This is a genomic window from Cellvibrio fontiphilus (assembly GCF_042646205.1).
Lineage (GTDB): Bacteria > Pseudomonadota > Gammaproteobacteria > Pseudomonadales > Cellvibrionaceae > Cellvibrio > Cellvibrio fontiphilus_A.
This window is the reverse complement of the sequence record NZ_JBHRTF010000001.1, coordinates 239,096-260,655: the sequence shown is the minus strand read 5'-3', so window position 1 is coordinate 260,655 and position 21,560 is coordinate 239,096. Positions and strand designations below refer to the sequence as shown.

Sequence of the window (21,560 nt, the reverse complement as noted above, 5' to 3'; positions counted from 1 at the left end):
GCATTCAGTTAGTTAACCCTTACAGAATGCAACAAAAACCACTGAGTCATTAAACCATCTAGGAGCTAGACCCATGAAGCTGAAGAAAATAGCAAAACATGTCGGGGCACTCGGTATCGCCTGCGGCTTAACCATCGCCTCTTTTAGTGCAGCAGCGGCAGACACTATTAAAGTTGGTATTCTCCATTCACTCTCCGGCACTATGGCGATTTCAGAAACCACACTGAAAGACACCATGCTGATGTTGATTGAAGAACAAAACAAAAAAGGTGGTTTGCTCGGTAAAAAACTGGAGCCAGTTGTGGTTGACCCCGCATCTAACTGGCCACTGTTTGCAGAAAAAACCCGCGAGTTATTAACCAAAGATAAAGTGGCCGCCATTTTTGGTTGCTGGACATCGGTATCGCGCAAGTCAGTATTGCCCGTCATTGAAGAATTAAACGGCGTGCTGTTTTACCCGGTGCAATACGAAGGTGAAGAATCATCGCGCAACGTGTTTTACACCGGTGCCGCACCAAACCAACAAGCAATTCCCGCCGTTGATTACCTGATGAAAGACATGAAGGTTAAACGTTGGGTGTTAGCGGGTACTGATTACGTTTACCCACGTACCACCAATAAAATTCTGGAAGCTTATTTGATGTCCAAGGGCGTTGCCAAAGAAGACATCATGATCAACTACACGCCTTTCGGTCACTCGGATTGGCAAAACATTGTTGCCGACATTAAGCGTTTTGGTTCTGCCGGCAAAAAAACCGCTGTAGTTTCTACCATTAACGGCGATGCCAACGTGCCTTTCTACCGCGAACTGGGCAACCAAAAAGTGACTGCAGAAGACATTCCGGTTGTTGCCTTCTCGGTGGGTGAAGAAGAACTTTCCGGTATAGACACCAAACCACTGGTTGGCCATTTGGCCGCGTGGAACTACTTCATGAGCGTAGAAAATCCTGCGAACGAAGCCTTTATTAAACAGTGGAAAGCCTTTATCAAAAATGACAAGCGCGTAACCAACGACCCAATGGAAGCTCACTACATCGGTTTCAATATGTGGGTGAAAGCGGTTGAGAAAGCCGGCAGCACTGACACCGATAAAGTGGTTGATGCCATTGTGGGTGTGGAAGTGCCCAACTTGACCGGTGGCATCAGCAAAATGTTACCTAACCATCACATCACCAAACCCGTACTCATCGGTGAAATTCAGGAAGATGGCCAATTCCTCACTGTGTGGGAAACCGAAGGTTTAGTCGCTGGCGATGCCTGGTCTGATTTCCTGGAAGGTTCTAAAGATTTGGAATCTGATTGGGTCAGTTTGAAGTGCGGCAACTACAACACCAAAACCAAAAAATGTTTGGGTGCAGCTGCAGCTCAGTAGTTCATCAATAAATATTTCTTCCCGGGTTTGGCCCGGGAAGAAATAACAAAAAATATTTACAACCGTTTTTATTTGCTTCCATCGAGACAAGACTATGCGAAACCTACTCAAGCCATGGGGAAGATGGCCGCTGCCGTTGGTATTATTGTTTTCCCTTTATTTTTCAACCAGCGTGTTTTCGCAAGAGCCTGAATCCTCACCGGCGGTGATTGAATCCGCCGCGACTAACACCGATCAGAATAGTAATACCGATCAAAAAATAGTTGCTCCCAGTGAATTTGACCAACTGGTGAAAGCACTCACCCAAGGTAGCTTGCCTAAACGCGCACAGACTGCCAAAAAATTAGCCCAAGTGGATGATGCCCGTGTTGCACAGGTTATTGCTGCGCTGCAACAGGGAACACTCTATGCCACTAAATCGGCAGACCCTCTTGTTGCTATTGCCGATAAATCCGGCAACTACACCAATGTGATCAGCGGTGAAAATATAACAGCTAATACTGACGCGCTAAAACGTGTACCGATCAACAACACCATGCGCAGCCAATTGCGCAGTTTATTGGCCGCCCTGAATTTGAATGATAAAAATCCTGCGGTGCGATTGGATGCGGTAAATCGCATGATTGCCGATGGCGTCGATGAGGATATTATTGATTTGCTGGTCGAGCGTTTAACAACCGAACCCGATGATGATGTACGTCAGGCAATCGCCACTGCCATGGCCCTGAAAAACCTGCAGAGCAGCGAACAACAAATCCGTTTGGATGCCATACAAATCCTGCGCGGTAGTTTGCAGCAGGAAGTGCGCACCGCATTAACCCATATTGCCGCTAACGACAGCGATGAAAAAGTTAAACAACAAGCACAATTTGCGCTGGATTCCATTGAAGACCGCATAGCTGCTTTTCGTCTTGCGGAAAATATATTTTTTGGTTTAAGCCTTGGCTCGGTACTTTTACTCTCTGCCATCGGCCTTGCCATTACCTTTGGGGTGATGGGCGTTATTAATATGGCGCACGGCGAACTCATGATGATTGGCGCCTACGTCACCTGGGTAGTGCAACAACTTTTTCCCAACCAAATTGCGTACAGTTTGATGATTGCTATTCCGGCAGCGTTCATTGTCGCGGGCTTGGTGGGCATTGCCATTGAGCGCGGCGTAATTCGCTTTTTATACGGCCGCCCGCTGGAAACTTTGCTGGCGACCTTTGGTATCAGTTTGATTTTGCAGCAAGCGGCACGCAGTATTTTTTCTCCGCTCAACCGCGCGGTGGAATTACCGGAATGGATGAGCGGCTCGCTGGTCATTAACCCGGTGCTCTCCATTACCTACAACCGTTTATATATTTTTATTTTCGGCCTGATCGTGTTTTTTGCGCTGCTGGCCATCCTTAAAAAAACCTCGCTGGGTTTAAAAGTTCGCGCGGTCTCGCAAAACCGTGCCATGGCGCGCGCTGTTGGCGTGCGCGCCAGTTGGGTGGATGCAATGACTTTTGGTTTAGGCTCAGGCATTGCGGGCATTGCCGGTGTTGCACTGTCGCAATTAACCAACGTTGGGCCAAACCTTGGTCAAGCCTACATCATCGATTCATTTATGGTGGTGGTATTTGGCGGCGTGGGCAATTTGTGGGGCACCTTGGTAGGCGCTATGGGCCTGGGCATTATCAATAAATTTATGGAGCCTTACGCGGGCGCGGTGCTCGCCAAAGTATTGGTATTGGTGCTGTTGATTTTGTTCATTCAAAAACGCCCCAAGGGAATTTTCCCGCAGAAAGGCAGAGCCGCGGCGGATTGATTTGTGGTTCGCTGTAGGTTGGAAGAGCGCAGCGACTTCCGACTTATTGGCCCAATGCGTTTATTTATCTGATGTCGGAAGTCGCTGCGCTCTTCCAACCTACGCAACCAATGATTAAGAGAATTATTTGATGTTAACCCAACGTTTATTACTCAGTGATCGCGGCGGCATGATTGTGCTGGGCTTGGTATTGCTCGCCATGGTGCTAGTGCCTATCTGCAATTTACTAGTGCCTGAAACCTCTGCACTGCATGTCTCCACCTTTACCGTGACGCTGCTGGGAAAATTTTTGTGTTATGCCCTGCTTGCTCTGGCGGTGGATTTAATTTGGGGTTACTGCGGTATTTTATCGCTGGGCCACGGTGCTTTTTTTGCACTGGGTGGTTACGCCATGGGCATGTATTTAATGCGTCAAATAGGCCCGCGTGGGCAATACGGTGACCCAGTGCTGCCGGATTTTATGGTGTTTTTAAACTGGCAAGAACTGCCCTGGTATTGGCAGGGTTTTGATATGTTTTGGTTCGCCATGTTAATGGTGTTATTGGTGCCCGGCGTATTGGCTTTTGTGTTTGGTTGGCTGGCCTTTCGCTCGCGTGTAACCGGCGTTTATTTTTCCATTATCACCCAGGCATTAACCTACGCCTTGATGCTGGCTTTTTTCCGCAACGAAATGGGTTTTGGTGGTAACAACGGCCTCACCGATTTTAAAGATATTCTGGGCTTTCCCATCGCCGCCAACGGCACCCGCATTTCTCTCTTTTTAGCCTCAGGTTTTAGTTTGATTCTCGCTTACCTCGCCTGCCGTTACATAGTGACCTCGCGCATGGGGAAAATCGTAGTGTCGATTCGCGATGCCGAAAGCCGCACACGTTTCTGCGGTTATAAAGTGGAATCCTACAAGCTCTGGCTATTTGTATTTTCCGCCATGCTCGCCGGTGTTGCTGGTGCACTTTATGTACCGCAAGTAGGCATTATTAACCCCGGCGAATTTTCCCCACTCAATTCCATTGAATTAGTGGTGTGGGTGGCAACCGGTGGGCGCGGAACTTTATTTGGTGCAATCGTGGGAGCATTTACTGTGAATTACGGTAAAACGATTTTCACTTCCTACTCGCCCGAAACCTGGCTGTTTGCACTGGGTGCGCTGTTTGTCATTGTTACCTTGGTTTTACCGAAAGGTTTGGTGGGTTTGTTTAATCGCTTTAAAAAAGCACCCGCCTCACCCGCCGCAGAAACGAATGACAAAAATCTGGATAGCCGTGCATCCAAGGAGGCTGTGTAATGAATATTTTCTCCCACGCGCGCCGCAGCCTTGGGCAAAACGATCCGAATTTTGGCGCACCGCTGGATACCACCCACGGCACTATTTTGTACGTGGAAGGTGTCACGGTAAGTTTTGATGGTTTTCGCGCGCTGAACAATTTGAACCTTTACATTGATGAAGGTGAATTGCGCTGCATTATCGGCCCCAATGGTGCAGGCAAAACCACCATGATGGATGTGATCACCGGCAAAACCAAACCCGATGCCGGCAGTGTGTATTTTGGTCAGCAAATTAATTTGCTGGAACTTTCCGAACACCAAATCGCACGCGGCGGTATAGGCCGTAAATTCCAAAAGCCCACCATTTTTGAAGCACTGAGTGTTTATGAAAATCTGGAGCTTGCGACTGCTGCTGACAAACGCGTCTGGTGGACACTCACCCAACAATTAAATTCCGCGCAGAAATTTCGCATTGATGAAGTGTTGGTGCAAATAGGTTTACAGGAACATCGCTATAAAAATGCCGGCGCCCTTTCCCACGGCCAAAAACAGTGGTTGGAAATTGGTATGTTGTTGATGCAAAGCCCGCGCGTTTTATTAGTGGATGAACCCGTCGCTGGCATGACCGGTGAAGAGACCGAAAAAACTGCCGAATTATTATTGTCACTCGCCGGCAAACACTCGGTGATTGTGGTGGAGCACGATATGAAATTTGTACGCTCCATCGCCCGCAAAGTCACCGTATTGCATCAGGGTTCAGTACTGACGGAAGGCACTATGGATCAGGTACAAAATGATCCTAAAGTGATTGAAGTCTATCTTGGCGAATAACATCGGATTAAAAAGATCATGCTCGACATTAAAAACATTAATCAATACTACGGCCAAAGCCATATTCTGTGGGATTTGTCGCTCAACCTGAAACAGGGAACCTGCGGCTGTTTGATTGGCCGCAACGGTGTGGGCAAAACCACCCTGCTCAAATGCATTACCGGTTTATTGCCGATCCGCGATGGCGCCATCACCCTGAACGGTTACGACATTAATAAACTCTCCACCGAAAACCGCGCGCGCGGCGGCATTGGTTTTGTACCCCAAGGCCGCGAGATTTTCCCCCTGCTCACCGTGGAAGAAAATTTAAAAATTTCGCTGGGCGCACGCAAAGATAAAGCGCGTTTTATCCCCGGTTTGATTTATGAATTGTTTCCGGTGCTTAAAGAAATGAAACACCGCCGGGGTGGCGATTTATCCGGTGGCCAACAACAACAGCTGGCGATTGGCCGCGCACTGGTGCTCGACCCCAAACTATTAATTCTGGACGAACCCACCGAAGGCATCCAACCCAACGTGGTGCGCGATATTGGCGAGGTCATCCGCAAGCTCAACCGCGAATTGGGTTTGACGGTATTGTTGGTGGAACAAAAACTGCCCTTCGCCCGCCGTGTTGCCGATGATTTTTTTATTATGGAAAAAGGCAGCGTAGTGGCCACCGGGCCAATCGCCAATTTGAATGATGATTTGGTGCAGAGGTATTTGAGTGTTTAATGAAAAAAACTATTTCCAACATCTGAATAGCAAAAGGCCGCGCAATTGCGCGGCCTTTTTGTTTATCAAGGTATTGCAGGTACATCAAAAATTCGCAGTAACAACTTGGTAGAGTCGCTATAACTTAATGCGCTTACGCGTCGGTTGTCGCCCGAGAGAGCCACACCACGATCTAATAAAGAGCGATAGCTATTTTCGGTAGACGAACTGTAATTACCCAGGTTCTGCCCGGTCACCGTGTTGTATACAAAAATATCCTGCGCGTTGTAATAAGCACCGGCGCCGCCCACCAAAATACCATTCCAACCACAGACTATAGAATTAGGGTAGGCAGTACCCGGCAAAGTTTGCTCCAGGGTTTGGCTCACAATACCCACACCCGAGAACTCGTAGGGCGCACCACTTGCGGTATATACACGTGTTCCTGCTGCATCCACACAAGCTTGTCCCGCGCGCCCTTGGGCATAGGAGACAGACGATTTGACGGTGCCCGTTAACTTGCCATTACCGCCACCCAAGGCCGAATAAAAATATTCAATCAACGAGCCGTCATGCCCTGCAACCCAATTCGGGTTTTGGTTGGTGGAAGTGCTGTAGAAATAAGAGTCGTAACCACCTTCTACGGTCACTTGCTCCCCAGTGGTCAAATCGAAAATGCGCGTGCCGCTCATAAACAACAGCGGGCGACCATTAGGGCGGAAATAGCCCGGCATCAGGCTGACGTGGGACGAGGACCACTCAGAGGCAACCACATTAAAGCGATTCAGCACTCCACCAGTCTCCGCATACAACTCAACCACTTTTAAATTGACCGGATCGTGCACATAGAGCTTGGTGCCGTCCTGGCTGATCGCCATGCTGGCGACTGATCCCACTGCCGGCACAAAGCTGCGCACCAGTGCGCCGCTAAATTGGTTGTACACGCTGATTTGATTGCCCAAGCCAACATACACCCAGGGTTCGACCGGGCTGGCAACAATCCCAAAACGACCGGTGCCGGCAAGGGCATCTGTGAGGGTCAGTGCAGAAACCAGATTGATATTCACATCTGTCGGATCGACATCCAGCACCGTCAAACCTACTCGAATCACTTCCTGGTTTTGTACGTTGGTATCGCTGGAACTTACCCTGACTTCGGCGATATGGGTTCCCACCGGCAAGGCACCTTTATTCGCCGTTAAAACCAATTGACCACCGGTAAGACCTGAACTGGTTACGCTCAACCAACTTTGGTTGGAAACGGCGCTCCAGGGGATATCGTTGCGGCCGATAGAACTGTTGATTTTGAGTTTGCGGGTTAATAGCGAGCGGGAAGGCGCGGCCGTAAAAGCGACCCCAAGATTACTCGCCACCAAACGACTTGCCTCTTTATTCAGGGTAACGGCGACACTGCGCGTTAACACCTGATCGCCAACTTCGACCCGCAGGGCCAGATTGGCCCTGTGAGTTCCGGCGGCAAGGGAAGCGAGTGGCGCTAAATTAAGGTTCACCCCCGCGCCGGTCACTATACCGCTGTTGTTAGCTGTGCCCGGGCCGGAACCAGTCGCGATGGTCAGCCAATCGCCATTCGCCTCGGTTTGTGCAGCCACTGAATAATCGTAACCGTTGACGCCGGTGTCGATCGCAAAGCCCAAGGTCGCTTGGGGAGACGCCAAACCATCGCTGCCGCCCAGCAATAGATTTTCGCTGGTCACCGTCAGGGTTGGTGGCGCCACCACCAATGTCAGGTTGAGACTGACCTGGTTTTGGGGGTTGAGGTAATCCTCCAGACGCAACTCGGCAGGGTAGGTTCCGATGGGCAAACCCGCGGCATTGATCTGCAGTTGCAAGGTGCCGGAACCAGTTCCCACCACATTGCTGGTGGACAGCCAATGTGCATTGCTGATGGATGTCCACTGGGCGTGGTCGCCAGCGGTAAACGGCAGCTCCAGTGTGCGCTGCATGCTATCCGAACCATAAACTATGGGGTTGGCCTGCAATTCCTGCGCGCGCGTTTTGGCCAATTCTGAAAACTGGATGGGCGCCTCCACGGTGATTTTCATATTGTGGTGGGCAATGTTCGCGAAGTCGTTTTTATCGACGAGGCTAATCCGGCCGGTGTAAGTCCCTTCCGACAACCAGGAGGGGTTGAGGCGATATTCGATACTGCCGCTACCACTACCCTCTGCGTTATAAATCGAGGCTCCGGGAAGGTCCGTAGACGCAATCCAATTGGTCTGGGCATCACCGGTGAATGGCACCTGCGCGCGATATTCCGACCCTGAAAGTCCGGCCACAAAGACCAGCTCCCCCGGTGCATTCCCAAAAGCCAGTGGCGCGACCACGGTGAGGTTGTACTGCAAGCTCGCGCTATTGGCTGGGTTGCCGTTTTCAGCCAGTTGAATTGTGCCGGTGTAGTTGCCGGGGCTCAGGTTGCTGGTATCCACCCCGAGTTTTAACTCACCCGAGCCAACGCCTGTGGGGTTATTGATCACCAGCCAGGGAGCCGATGCTGTTGCCGTCCATGCGGCGTTGTTTTTCCCGGCAAACCACACGCCTGCAAACTGGTTGCCCACTGGTTTACCAGTAACGGCGTAGCGGTTGATTGCTATCTCTGCAAAGCCAAAGTTCTCGGATACCGACAAACTCACCGTAACCACACGCTTCTGCAGCGGTTTTTCGTTTTTGTCGGCAGTTGCGATAGTAAAACTGGCCGAGTAATTACCCGCTGCCATACCCGAAGACTGGGCAACTACCTCAAGGCTGTATTGGCTGCCGCTCCCGGTAAGGTACAGGGACAACCAGGGCACTTGCGTCTGCCCCTGATCAAACCCCGCCACCACATAGGTCACATCACTGCCGGTAATGTTGATTTGAATCGCCTGATTGGATTGTTCGCCTGCGCGCTGGGTGATAGCGAGGCTGGATTTATCCAGCGAGAAGCTGCCTTTAGCCGTACCGCCGCTGCCGCCTCCACTCCCACTACCGCCGCCACCGCCACCGCCACCGCATGCGGTAAGCATTACTGCTGTCAAAAACAGTATCAATAACCTGATTGTCGCCATTGCATCTACCTGATGTTTTGTATGTGTTTATTGTTAAAGTCCCTAAACCTTCCCTACCCCGCCAACAGCAGCTGTGCAGCCAGCCAGATCATTTGAGGTTGTTTTGACAATTTGCTTGTTAAAACGCGCGCATCATAAAGAGGTGGCGCGTAAAAAATCCACAAACAGAGAGCCGCCCAATAACTATATTTGACGCCAACCCCGCAAACTTTTGGCAGCCTGGGGTTAAACCCAGGAGCATTTTTATGGATGATTTTATTCCCCAGACACCCTTATGAACTCATTGACTATAAGACTCATTTAGGGGATGCTATGGCGACAAGTACACAAGTTTTTACATCACCAATAACAAGATGAGATCACCATGACTCAAGCGATTACCCAAAGCGCACCAGCCGCCGCTGGCCATAAACTTTCCGTGATTGAAAAGGTTGGCTACAGCCTTGGCGACCTGGCTGCCAACCTGATTTTCCAGACGCTGGTGACCTTTCTCGCCTTCTTCTATACCGATGTTTACGGCATATCGCCCGGCAAAGCGGCGATGATCATGGCGGCCGGCGGCGTATTTGGCGCCTTTTTTACCCCGGTGATGGGCATAATCGCGGATCGCACCAATACCCGCTGGGGCAAGTTCCGCCCCTGGCTGCTCTGGACGGCGATCCCCTTTGGCGCCCTGGCGCTATTGGCCTTTAGCACGCCGGACTTCGATGAAAACGGCAAGGTCATCTATGCCTTTGCCACTTACATACTGCTGCTGGTGATCTACGCTGCCAACAACCTGCCCTACTCAGCGCTGAGCGGTGTGCTCACCGGCAATATGGCCGAGCGCAACAGCTTGTCGGCCTATCGTTTTGTCGCGGTGATGGTGGCGCAATTTATTATTCAAGTACTGCTGTTACCGCTGGTGCTGATTTTGGGTGATGGCGATAAAGCCGTTGGCTTCCACAACACCATGCTGGTGTTTTCCATCACCGGTACGATTTTCTTTTTGATTGCCTTTATCACCACCAAAGAGCGCATTCTGCCGGTAGTGGAAGCGCGCAACAGCATCGCGCAGGACTTGTCTGACCTGTTCAAAAACCTGCCCTGGATCATCATGCTGCTGGTGACCATTTTGGTATTTGTCACCCTCGCCTTGAAAGGCGGCATGTACATTTATTATTTTGAAAATTATTTGAACGAAGCACAGCTCGCCCAATTTTTGGATGACATAGGTTTTAACGCGTTTATCGCCAACCTCAACATACTGCTCACCAGCATGGGGTTATCGGAATTCCAATGGCCGAAGGATGCTCCAACCTCTACCTTCAGCTTATTTAATGGCTGCGGCATCATCATGATGATCATCGGCATTGGCTTCTCCAAAAACCTTGCCGATAAATTTGGCAAACGCAACGTCTTTGCCAGCGCATTATTTTTATCAACCTTGTTTGTATTTGCGTTTAATTTTTATTCCCCCGAAAGCATCGGCATTGTGTTTGTTTCGCAAATCCTGCACGGCTTTTTTTACGGTGTAACCATTCCCCTACTATGGGCGATGATTGCTGACGTAGCCGATTATTCCGAGTGGAAAAACAATCGCCGCGCAACCGCTATGGTGTTCTCCGCGATGATTCTCGGCCTCAAACTTGGCCTTACCATTGGCGGCTCACTGGTGGCCGGCCTGCTCGCCTACTACGGCTACGATGCCAGCCTCGCGCAACAAAATGCGCAGACAGTGGAAGGTATTAAAACCGGTGTAAGCGTGTTTGCATCGCTGCCATTTTTTGCCGCCGTGGGCTGTATGTTCTTCTACGCGATTAATAAATCGCTGGAGTCGCAAATCGAAGCGGATTTAAACAGCCGTCGCGAGGCCGCAAAAAAATAAGCGGCATCGACTGCATAAAAAACCGTTACAAATCCTGAATAGTGCAACACAGAGAGAATCTTATGGCCGAAGAATTATTAGCCCCCGAAATAGTCGCCGATTACAAAGCGCGCGCCATTTCCCAACCGCTGGTTGAGCACATTTACACCGCCGATCCATCGGCACATGTGTTTAATGGCAAAATTTATATTTATCCATCACACGACATAGAAGCCGGCATTCCGTTTAACGACAACGGCGATCATTTCGGCATGGAGGATTACCACGTAATCTCACTCGACTCGCCCGACAGCCCCGCAGTGGACAATGGCGTTGCCTTGCATGTAAGAGATGTCGCTTGGGCAAAACGCCAAATGTGGGCGCCCGATGCCGCCCATAAAAACGGCAAATATTATTTGTATTTTCCAGCCAAACGCTCAGACGATATTTTTCAGATCGGCGTAGCCGTAAGCGACTCCCCCACCGGCCCCTTCACTGCCGAGCCAGAAGCCATTAAAGGCAGCTACTCCATCGACCCGGCCGTATTTGAGGACGAGGACGGCCAGTACTACATGTACTTTGGCGGCATTTGGGGTGGTCAGCTACAGAATTATCGCAACAACCAATATGACGCCCAGCGCGGAGAACCGGCAGACCATGAGCCCGCACTCGGCCCTATTGTTGCGCGCCTGACTGATGACATGAAAGAGTTCGCCGAAACACCGCGCGAAATCAAAATCCTCGATGAAAACGGCCAACCGCTGCTCGCGGGCGACCACGACCGCCGCTTCTTTGAAGCCTCCTGGGTGCACAAACACAACGGCCAGTATTACTTCTCCTACTCCACCGGCAACACCCACTTTTTGTGTTATGCCACCGGCGACAACCCCTATGGTCCCTTCACCTATCGCGGCCAAATACTCACCCCGGTAGTCGGCTGGACTACCCACCACTCCATATGCAAGTACAACGAGCAGTGGTACCTTTTTTATCACGACTCGGTCTTATCACAGGGAATTACCCACTTGAGATCCATCAAGATGGCCCCACTTACTCATAAGGCGGATGGCAGTATTGAAACAATTGATCCCTACCGTTAAGCGGGGATTAGGAGTAGAATGCCGCCACTCGCTGCTTGACGTGGGACGTTCGCAAGAACAACCCTTCAGGTTAAGCGATTGGGGTCGATTTGGATTCGACGCTGGTAACAAAGCCCAAGGTGCATGTCGTGATGACAGCCAATCACGTTAATCCAAAGCTGTACTTGAATAGTCGCAAACGACGATTCTTACGCTTTAGCAGCTTAATCGCTGCTAACGGTCTGTAACAAGGTGCCAGTACCGCGTTAGAGCCCGTCATACAGAACTGGATCGCAGCAAAGCTTGCCTGGGGTGGCGCTGCTAAAACTCTACAGGATCGCGCTTTTCGTCCTGCCTGTTGGGCTGATAAGCGTTAAATCAATAAACGGATCTAAACATGTAGAGCCGCGGATGGAGTGCTGGCGGACGGGGGTTCAAATCCCCCCGGCTCCACCAAACACCCAAATAAAAAACCCGATCAGAAATGATCGGGTTTTTTATTTTCCGTCCTGTCCAATGGCCGGGGGAATCTGAACCCTCGTCCAAGTTATCCCCGGTAATGGCATCAAACTCCTTGAGCGTCTATAGTCCGCTTTTTGCATTTTGCGATAGCGACAATAAGGACGCCCAATGGCCAACCAATCCGATCAAGAATTTCTCAACGAGCTGGACAAAAAGCTCTGGAACGCCGCCGATAAACTCCGCTCCACCCTGGATGCCGCACAATACAAACACACCGTATTGGGTTTGATCTTTTTAAAATACGTGTCCGATGCCTTTGACTTGCGCCGCGAAGAACTCAAAGCTCAATTTGCCGATGCAAACCACGGCTACTTCCTCGACCCTGCTGACTTTGGCGGAGTAGACAGCGAGGAATACCAAGCCGAAGTGAACGCCGAATTGGAAGTGCGCGATTACTATCTAGAAACAAATACCTTCTGGGTTCCGCCTGCCGCGCGCTGGGAATTTTTGCAAAACCAAAACAAAGTAGTGATTGCGGGCGAATTAGAGGTAGATGGCAAAAAAATTCGCAGCGTCGGTCAACTCATCGACAACGCACTGGACAGCATCGAGCAGGACAACCCCAAGCTCAAAGGTGTACTCAACAAACGCTATACCCAATTGCAAATCGACCAAGCCAAACTCGGTGAATTGATCGACTTGATCGCCACAGTGCCCTTCAAACACGCAAGCCTCAACAGCAAAGATATTCTCGGCCATGTGTACGAATACATGCTCGGGCAATTCGCCTTGGCCGAAGGTAAAAAAGGCGGCCAGTTCTATACGCCCAAATCCATCGTTAGTTTGATTGTGCAAATGCTGGAACCCTTTAAAGGCCGTGTGTATGACCCGGCGATGGGTTCCGGTGGATTTTTTGTGCAGTCCGAACATTTTATTCGCGAGCACCAAGGCAAGATTGGTGAGGTGAGTATTTACGGGCAGGAATACAACCACACTACGTGGCAACTCGCCGCCATGAATATGGCGATTCGCGGTATTGATTTTAATTTTGGTAAAGAACCCGCGAATACCTACACCAACGACCAACACCCCGACCTGCGCGCCGATTTTGTAATGGCCAACCCGCCGTTCAATATGAAGGAGTGGGATGTAGGCGTAAGCGATGACGACCCACGCTGGAACATTAATGGCCAACAGTGCCGCCCACCTTCAGGCAACGCCAACTTTGCGTGGCTGTTGCATATGCTGTTTCACCTTGCGCCCAACGGCAGCTTGGGTTTGTTGCTCGCCAACGGCTCCATGAGTTCCAACACCAATAACGAAGGTGAAATTCGCCGCAAGCTGATTGAAAACGATTTGGTGGAGTGCATGGTCGCCCTGCCCGGCCAGTTATTTACTAACACCCAAATTCCCGCGTGTATTTGGTTCCTTACCAAAAACAAAGGCGAGCGCGTTTCTGCCGCCGGTAAAAAATTGCGCAACCGCAAAGGTGAGGTCTTGTTCATTGATGCGCGCAATCTGGGTTACATGAAAGACCGCGTACTACGCGATTTCAACCAAGAAGATTTGGAAAAAGTCACCAGCACTTACCATAACTGGCAGACCGGCAATGCTTATGAAAATGTCGCGGGCTTTTGTTTTTCTGCCGAATTAAAAGATTTAGAGAAACACGATTTTGTACTAACCCCCGGCCGCTACGTCGGCGCCGCCGAAGAGGAAGACGACGGCGAACCCTTTGCAGAAAAAATGCAGCGATTAACCGCGCAGTTAAAAGATCAATTTGAAGAAAGCGCGCGTTTGGAAGCGGAGATTAAAAAGAATTTGATGGGGTTGGGGTATGAGTGCTGATTTACGTGCTTTGTGGCGAGCAGCTGGTGGTAACGTACCCGATCATTGGACATTTCAAACAATTGAGGAATTGTTAGAAAGTCAAAAATCTATATCAGTTGGAGTGATGTATCCCGGCAGTAATGTGCTAGGCGGAACACCTTTAATAAGGGTGTCAGATGTCAAGAATGGCGCAATTGCGAAAAAACCTGATTTTTGCATCAGCTCCGAAGTGGATCAAGAATATAGAAGAACAAAGCTGTTTGGATCGGAGCTATTAATCACTCTTGTCGGAAATCCCGGTGACTGCGTAATTGTCACCGAAGAAATGATTGGATGGAATGCAGCAAGAGCGCTTGCAGTATTGAAGCTAAAAGACCCCGACTTGCGACGGTGGCTCCGATACGTACTACTAAGCAAACCAGCAAAACATTTAATTGATGCTCGATTAAATACTACAGTTCAAAAAACATTAAATTTAAAAGATATTCGAGAATTAGGAATTCCAATTCCTCCTAAAGAAGAACGCTATAAAATTACAAATGTGATTGATGCAATAGAAAACAAAATGCTACTCAACACCCAAACCAACCAAACCCTTGAATCCATCGCCCAAGCGATTTTCAAAAGCTGGTTTGTGGATTTTGAACCCGTAAAAGCAAAAATGGCGGTGTTGGAATCTGGCGGCAGCGGCGAACAAGCGGAGCTGGCGGCTATGAGTGTTATATCGGGCAAAAGCGAAGCCGAACTCGCCCAACTCCAACAACAAAACCCCGAACACTACCAACAACTCACCGAAACCGCCACGTTGTTTCCCAGTGCGATGGTGGAGAGTGAGTTGGGGGAAATACCGGAGGGGTGGGAGGTTCAAAACTATTCAAATCTGTGCAAGAAAATAGAAAGTGGTGGCACTCCAAAACGTAATGAAGATTCGTATTGGAACGGAGAAGTGAGCTGGCTTTCTTCTGGCGAAGTAAGAGACAAAGTTGTTATCAATACCAAAGAAAAAATTACTATTGAGGGACTTAAAAATAGTTCAGCGAAACTTTGGCCTAAAAATACAACCGTTATTGCAATGTATGGAGCCACAGCTGGTGAGGCTTGCTTACTTGCAGAAGAAATGTGCGCAAATCAAGCTTGTTGTGGATTAATACCAAAAACAGAATTCGCGTCTTTTGTTTACCTTTCAGCAATACGCTCATCGCAATTGCTAGCTGAAAAAGCTTCAGGATCAGCGCAGCAAAATTTAAACAAAGGGATCATTGAAAATCACAGCTTAATTGCGCCTCCGTCCAATTTAGCAAAACAATTTGAATGGACAATTCAAAATATGATTTTGAAGCTGATTGAAAATTACAGGGAAAATATAAATCTAGCCCAACTCCGCGACTCCCTACTCCCCAAACTCCTCTCCGGTGAAATTGACCTTACCCATTTGCAGAGCGAGGTAGCCTGATGTTTACCATCAACCCACATACAAACCGTATCGCGCCGCTGGAGGTTAAACGCTTTAGCAAGCAGGTGCTGTTGGTATACGGGTTGAAAGGCAATGTTGTAAACCGTTTTAACTCAAGGAAGAAAACCCCATGACCCAACAAATCGAAATTTTTACCACCCAAGATGGCCAGGCCCAGCTGCGGGTAGCGCTGGATAAAGACACGGTATGGCTGACGCAGGCGCAGATGGCCATGCTCTTTGACACCTCTACAGACAATATTGGCCTGCACTTAAAGAACATCTTCCAACAGGAAGAACTTGAAGAAAACGCAACTACCGAGGAATTCTCGGTAGTTCGGGAGGAAGGAAAGCGGAAGGTTCAGCGGCAGCTCAAGCACTACAATTTGGATGCCATAATCTCGGTTGGTTACAGAGTAAGTTCTAAACGCGCTACCCAGTTCCGCCAATGGGCGACTAAAACGCTCAAACAACACTTGGTGCAAGGCTACACCCTTAACCAAAAACGCTTACAGGAGCGCGGTATAGAGTTTGAACAGGTCGTTAGCCTGTTATCCCAAACACTCGCCAATCAATCTTTAGTAAACCCTGAAGGCGCTGCTGTACTAGGCGTTATTCACGACTACGCCCGCAGTTGGAGCCTCCTGCAAGGTTACGACGAGCAATCCCTAGGCAATAACACCGCCGCACAACGGGGTATGGCAGCATTGGATTTAGACATGGCGTTACAAGCCATTGGCGAATTGAAACAAGAGCTTATCGCCAAAGGCGAAGCCACTGCACTATTCGGTCAATTGCGTGGCAATGGCTTAGCCTCTGCCATCGCCACCATTGAGCAAGGCTTTGGTGATGAACTGTTTTACCCCAATGTGGCTAGTCGTGCGGCGCATTTGCTTTATTTTGTGATTAAGAACCACCCGTTGGCCGATGGCAATAAACGCAGTGGTTCGTTTTTATTTTTGTGGTATTTACGCCTAAACCAAGGCTTTTTGGCAAAGCCTGTCGAGCAGCTAATTAACGACAACACCTTGGTTGCTTTAGCGTTATTGGTTGCCGAAAGCAAACCCGAACAAAAAGAATTAATGATTCGCTTGGTTGAGCATTTTATTTTGTTAAAAGAAACACCGGATGGAGAAGCCTAGCCAAATGCTAACCATCAATTCACTCGACGACATTAAATCCCTACGCGAAAGCCAAGAGCTGGAGTGCAAACTGGCGAATGGTCGCGATGGCAAAGGTGCGTTACCCAATGATATTTGGGAAACCTACAGCGCCTTCGCCAATACGGAAGGCGGCGATATTTTGTTGGGGTTAAAGGAACATAAGAATGGTTCGTTTGAATTGTATGGTGTTGCCAACACGCAAAAAGTATTGGATGAACTGTGGAACGGATTAAATAACCCACAAAAAATATCGCATAACTTATTGCGCGACCACTGGGTAAAAATAATTCGTCTTGATAACAAAGACCTAATCCAAATTCATGTTCCGCGTAGCCCGCGCAAGTATCGGCCGATTTATCTCAACAGCAATCCGCTAAAGGGCACTTACCGCCGTTTTGGCAGCGCCGATGTATTGCAAAGCGAAGAGGTTGTACGCCGTTTGTTAGCAGAACAAATGGAAGAAGGCCGCGATGAAAAAATCCTGAAAGGGTTTGGCTTGGATGATTTGGATAGAGAGAGTTTGCAAAGCTACCGCAATTTATTATCTGCCCATAAAACCAATCACCCTTGGATTGCCTTAAACGAACAGGAATTTTTAACCCGCATAGGCGGTTGGCGCAAAGACCGCGAAACCGGTGAAGAGGGTTTAACGCTCGCCGGTTTATTAATGTTTGGGCAATATCGCCCGATTATGGATGCCCTGCCCAATTATTTTTTGGATTATCAGGAATTACCGGAAGATACGCGCGAAACTCGCTGGCTCGACCGAGTAGTGCCCGACGGTACCTGGTCTGGCAACTTACTGGATTTTTACCGCCGTGTTATTCGCAAACTGGAAGCGGATTTAAAAGTACCTTTTGCGATTAAAGACCATATTCGGCAAGACGATACGCTGTTACATCAGGCGCTGCGTGAGGCCTTTATCAATTGCTTGGTACATGCTGATTATTCGGATCGCGCCTCGGTAAAAGTCACTAAATCACCCAAGGGGTTCAGCTTCCGCAACCCCGGCGTGATGCGCGTACCCGCTGAAATTGCATTGGAGGGCGGTGAGAGCGATTGCCGCAACCGTTTGCTACATGAAATGTTTTTACTGATTGGCTTAGGCGAACGCGCAGGTTCCGGCTTGCCTAAAATCCAACAGGGTTGGACGGATCAGGGGCATAGCCTGACCATTCATGACTCGCTTAAACCTTATGACCAAACCATTGCCGAGTTAACTTGGGGAACGCTGGAGAAAACTACCCCAATAACTACCCCAATAACTACCCCAATAACTACCCCAATAACTACCCCAATAACTACCCAAAAGTTAACAGCGAAACAGCAAGCAATTTTAGATTATTTGCGAATAGATCCTCATGCCAGCAGGCAATTGTTGGCAGAGAAGATCGCCGATATTACGGCGGATGGAATCAAATACAACCTCAAAGCGCTTCAAGAAAAGGGGCTAATTAAACGAATCGGCCCCGCCAAGGGCGGCCACTGGGAGATTATTGAATGATCACCGAAGATCAACTGGAACAACTTTGTCTGAGCTGGTTTAAAGAGATCGGCTATGACTATGTGTGCGGTTACGATATAGCGCCAGACGCAAACACGCCCGAGCGCAGCGATTTTCGTCAGCTGATATTAACGGGCCGTTTGCTCACGCAACTGCAAAAAATAAACCCACATATTCCAGTGGCAACACTTGAGCAAGTCATACTGCAAATCGCCAAACCAGAAACGCCGGTGCTGATTAAAAACAACAAACAGTTTCACCAGTATTTACAGGAAGGCGTGAAGGTTGATTTTAAGGTAAACGGTGAAGACAAAACTGATTACGTTCAGCTGATTGATTTTGGCAACACACACAACAACCAATTTCTGGTGGTTAACCAATTTTCTATTCTGGGTAGCAAAAGCCACCGCCGCCCGGACATTATTGTGTTTATTAACGGCCTGCCCTTAGCGGTGATTGAATTAAAAAACCCGGCCGACTATAACGCCGACATTTGGCAAGCCTTCCAGCAGTTGCAAACCTACAAAGACGAAATCCCTGATTTATTTATGTTCAACCAGGCGCTGGTAGTGAGCGATGGTTTGGATGCGCGCGTGGGTTCACTCACTTCCGATAAAGAACGGTTTTTACCTTGGAAGGTGGTAAAAAACGAAAACGACAAACCCTTGTTTGAATTCCGTTTAGAAACCTTGGTGAAGGGATTTTTTGAACCGGAATTACTACTGGATTACATTCACCACTTTATTTTGTTTGAAACCGATGGCGATAAACTGATTAAAAAAATCGCCGGCTACCACCAATTTCACGCTGTGCGCGAAGCGGTGCGTGCGACAGTGATTGCGGCATCGCGCCCGCAAGCAAACGCAATCAATGAACCTCGTGCAAACTACGGCAGCAAAGTGGTAGCGGGTTCCGGTAAAGCCGGTGTGGTTTGGCACACTCAAGGTTCGGGCAAATCCATTTCTATGGTGTGTTACGCGGGCAAGTTACTGGCACAACCGGAAATGAATAACCCCACGCTGGTGATTGTTACCGACCGCAATGATTTGGACGGCCAGTTATACAACACCTTTAAAATGGCCGCCGACATACTTAAACAAACCCCCATTCAAGCCAGCGACCGCGATGACCTGCGCGAGATTTTGGCGGCGCGCCAAGCGGGCGGTATTATTTTTACGACGGTGCAAAAATTTGCCCTGTTAAATGATGAAACCAGCCACCCGATATTAAGCACGCGCCACAACATTGTGGTGGTGAGCGATGAAGCCCACCGCAGCCAATATGGCGACAAAGCCAAGCTCAATACCAAAACCGGCCAATACACCTTCGGCTATTCAAAACACATGCGCGATGCGCTGCCCGAAGCATCCTTTATTGGTTTTACCGGCACACCTATCGACACTACCGATAAAGATACCCGCGCGGTATTCGGCGATTATGTCTCCATCTACGATATTCAAGATGCGAAAGACGACGGCGCAACGGTTCCTATTTTTTATGAAAGCCGTTTGGCAAAACTGGACATTAAACAAAACGAAATTGAAGCGCTTAATGAGGATATAGACGAGGTTATCGAAGACGAAGAAGACATTAGCGAGCGCGAAAAAACCAAATCCCAATGGGCGGCGCTGGAAAAATTAGTCGGCAGCGAGCCACGCATTGAACAGGTCGCGCGGGATTTAGTCGCGCACTTTGAAAAACGCACCAGCACCATGCCCGGCAAAGCCATGATTGTGTGCATGAGCCGCGAAATTTGCGTGGATATGTACGATGCAATTATCCAACTCAAACCCGAATGGCATGAAGCAGATACCAGCAAAGGCGCGATTAAAATTGTCATGACGGGTTCGGCATCGGATAAATCCAAATTGCAGCCGCATATCTACAACAAAGAGACCAAAAAATTATTTGAAAAACGTTTTAAGGATGTGAACGACCCACTGCAATTGGTGATTGTGCGCGATATGTGGTTAACAGGGTTTGATGCCCCCAATTGCCACACCATGTACATCGACAAACCCATGAAAGGCCATAACCTGATGCAGGCTATTGCACGGGTAAACCGCGTATTCAAAGACAAACCCGGCGGCTTGGTGGTGGATTACATCGGCATTGCCAACGAATTAAAAGAAGCGCTAAAAACCTACACCAACTCCCAAGGCAAGGGTAAACCCACCATTGATACCCGCGAAGCCTTCGCACTGTTTTTAGAGCACATGGATAAGCTGCACGCGCTAATGCACGGCTGCGATTACAGCGAATTCACCACCAAGGCGCTGCTGCTATTACCCAAAGTCATGAACCATATATTGGGCCTTCCCAACCCAGCCAATGGCGAGTTGGATGGCAAAAAACGCTTTCTGGATATTATGGCCGCATTGCGCGCTGCCTATACACTGTGCGCCACGCTTGACGAAGCTAAAACATACAGCACCGAAATCGCATTTTTTGATGCAGTAAAAGCGGCACTCACAAAGTTTACAACCATCGACAAGCGCCGCACCGATGAAGAAAAAAATTCCGCACTTAAGCAAATTATCGACAACGCCATAGTCGCCGAAGGTGTGGATGATATTTTCTCACTGGTGGGTTTGGATAAACCCAATATAGGTTTGCTCTCGCCCGACTTTCTGGATGACCTCGCCCATATCAAAGAAAAAAACCTCGCCGTGGATTTGCTTGAACGCTTGCTGCGCGACGAAATTAAAGCGCGTTTAAAAACCGATGTAGTGTCAGAAAAGAAATATTCCGACCGCATTTTGGAAACCCTGCGCAAATATCACAACCGCGCCATTGAAACCGCCCAAGTCATCGAAGAGATGATTCAAATGGCCAAAGACATGGCCAAGGATGCAGAGCTGGCGGAGCAATCTGGCTTGAGCGCCGATGAAATTGCGTTTTACCACGCACTGATTCAAAACGAATCTGCCGTGCGTGAATTAGGCGATAACAATTTGCGCGAACTCGCCAAATACGTAACCCAACAGTTGCGTGAATCCACCACGGTGGATTGGCAAGTGCGCGACAGTGTGCGTGCAAAACTACGCAATTTGATCCGCCGCGCACTGCGCAAGTGGAAATATCCGCCGGACAAATCGGACGAAGCGATTGAGTTGTGTTTACAACAAGCCGAAGTGTTGAGTGGAAGCTGGGTGTATTAATTATAAACACTGAATCAATAATCCAAGGACCCTACTATTCACAC

At 49.0% G+C, this 21,560-nt stretch carries 13 protein-coding genes and 1 other RNA gene; 13 read left to right on the top strand and 1 reads right to left on the bottom strand.

Annotation, left to right across the window (positions count from 1 at the left end; all coding sequences use genetic code 11):
* Positions 1 to 73: 73 nt before the first annotated feature.
* The 5 genes from urtA (at position 74) to urtE (ending at position 5,975) form a co-directional block, all read left to right on the top strand.
* Positions 74 to 1,372: an urea ABC transporter substrate-binding protein gene (urtA, locus tag ACFODX_RS01155; RefSeq protein WP_378115213.1), complete on the top strand. Its 1,299-nt coding sequence runs from the start codon at positions 74 to 76 to the stop codon at positions 1,370 to 1,372.
* A gap of 94 nt (positions 1,373 to 1,466) precedes the next feature.
* Complete coding sequence (gene urtB / locus ACFODX_RS01150; protein ID WP_378115211.1) at positions 1,467 to 3,167, top strand: urea ABC transporter permease subunit UrtB; 1,701 nt, start codon at positions 1,467 to 1,469, stop codon at positions 3,165 to 3,167.
* A gap of 130 nt (positions 3,168 to 3,297) precedes the next feature.
* A complete protein-coding gene (urtC, locus tag ACFODX_RS01145) occupies positions 3,298 to 4,449 on the top strand; it encodes an urea ABC transporter permease subunit UrtC (RefSeq protein ID WP_378115209.1) in 1,152 nt (383 codons plus the stop codon).
* Positions 4,449 to 5,261, top strand: coding sequence for an urea ABC transporter ATP-binding protein UrtD (gene urtD / locus ACFODX_RS01140; protein ID WP_378115207.1), 813 nt, complete (start codon positions 4,449 to 4,451; stop codon positions 5,259 to 5,261). The genes urtC and urtD overlap by 1 nt, the downstream gene beginning before the upstream one ends.
* A gap of 18 nt (positions 5,262 to 5,279) precedes the next feature.
* Complete coding sequence (urtE, locus tag ACFODX_RS01135; protein ID WP_378115205.1) at positions 5,280 to 5,975, top strand: urea ABC transporter ATP-binding subunit UrtE; 696 nt, start codon at positions 5,280 to 5,282, stop codon at positions 5,973 to 5,975.
* 65 nt (positions 5,976 to 6,040) lie between these two features.
* Here the strand turns inward: urtE and ACFODX_RS01130 are convergent, their stop codons facing one another.
* On the bottom strand, positions 6,041 to 8,977 hold the full coding sequence (locus tag ACFODX_RS01130; RefSeq protein ID WP_378115203.1) for a BACON domain-containing protein: 2,937 nt from the start codon (positions 8,975 to 8,977) through the stop codon (positions 6,041 to 6,043).
* Positions 8,978 to 9,383: 406 nt separating this feature from the next.
* Here ACFODX_RS01130 and ACFODX_RS01125 point away from each other — a divergent pair, with 406 nt between their 5' ends.
* From ACFODX_RS01125 to ACFODX_RS01090, 8 genes are all read left to right on the top strand, one after another.
* Positions 9,384 to 10,886, top strand: coding sequence for an MFS transporter (locus ACFODX_RS01125; RefSeq protein WP_378115201.1), 1,503 nt, complete (start codon positions 9,384 to 9,386; stop codon positions 10,884 to 10,886).
* Between the two features lie 62 nt (positions 10,887 to 10,948).
* Complete coding sequence (locus ACFODX_RS01120; RefSeq protein ID WP_378115199.1) at positions 10,949 to 11,965, top strand: glycoside hydrolase family 43 protein; 1,017 nt, start codon at positions 10,949 to 10,951, stop codon at positions 11,963 to 11,965.
* Positions 11,966 to 12,045: 80 nt separating this feature from the next.
* Positions 12,046 to 12,400: a transfer-messenger RNA gene (ssrA, locus tag ACFODX_RS01115) on the top strand.
* 174 nt (positions 12,401 to 12,574) lie between these two features.
* Positions 12,575 to 14,254, top strand: coding sequence for a class I SAM-dependent DNA methyltransferase (locus ACFODX_RS01110; RefSeq protein WP_378115197.1), 1,680 nt, complete (start codon positions 12,575 to 12,577; stop codon positions 14,252 to 14,254).
* On the top strand, positions 14,244 to 15,689 hold the full coding sequence (locus ACFODX_RS01105) for a restriction endonuclease subunit S (protein ID WP_378115195.1): 1,446 nt from the start codon (positions 14,244 to 14,246) through the stop codon (positions 15,687 to 15,689). The genes ACFODX_RS01110 and ACFODX_RS01105 overlap by 11 nt, the downstream gene beginning before the upstream one ends.
* A 130-nt stretch (positions 15,690 to 15,819) precedes the next feature.
* Positions 15,820 to 16,830 carry a RhuM family protein gene (rhuM, locus tag ACFODX_RS01100; protein ID WP_378115193.1) on the top strand — a complete coding sequence of 337 codons (1,011 nt, stop codon included), beginning with the start codon at positions 15,820 to 15,822 and terminating at the stop codon, positions 16,828 to 16,830.
* Entirely contained in the window at positions 16,817 to 18,355 is a 1,539-nt protein-coding gene (locus tag ACFODX_RS01095; protein WP_378115192.1) for an RNA-binding domain-containing protein, read from the top strand. The genes rhuM and ACFODX_RS01095 overlap by 14 nt, the downstream gene beginning before the upstream one ends.
* Entirely contained in the window at positions 18,352 to 21,516 is a 3,165-nt protein-coding gene (locus tag ACFODX_RS01090) for a type I restriction endonuclease subunit R (RefSeq protein ID WP_378115190.1), read from the top strand. Before ACFODX_RS01095 ends, ACFODX_RS01090 begins: the two co-directional genes overlap by 4 nt.
* Positions 21,517 to 21,560: the final 44 nt, after the last annotated feature.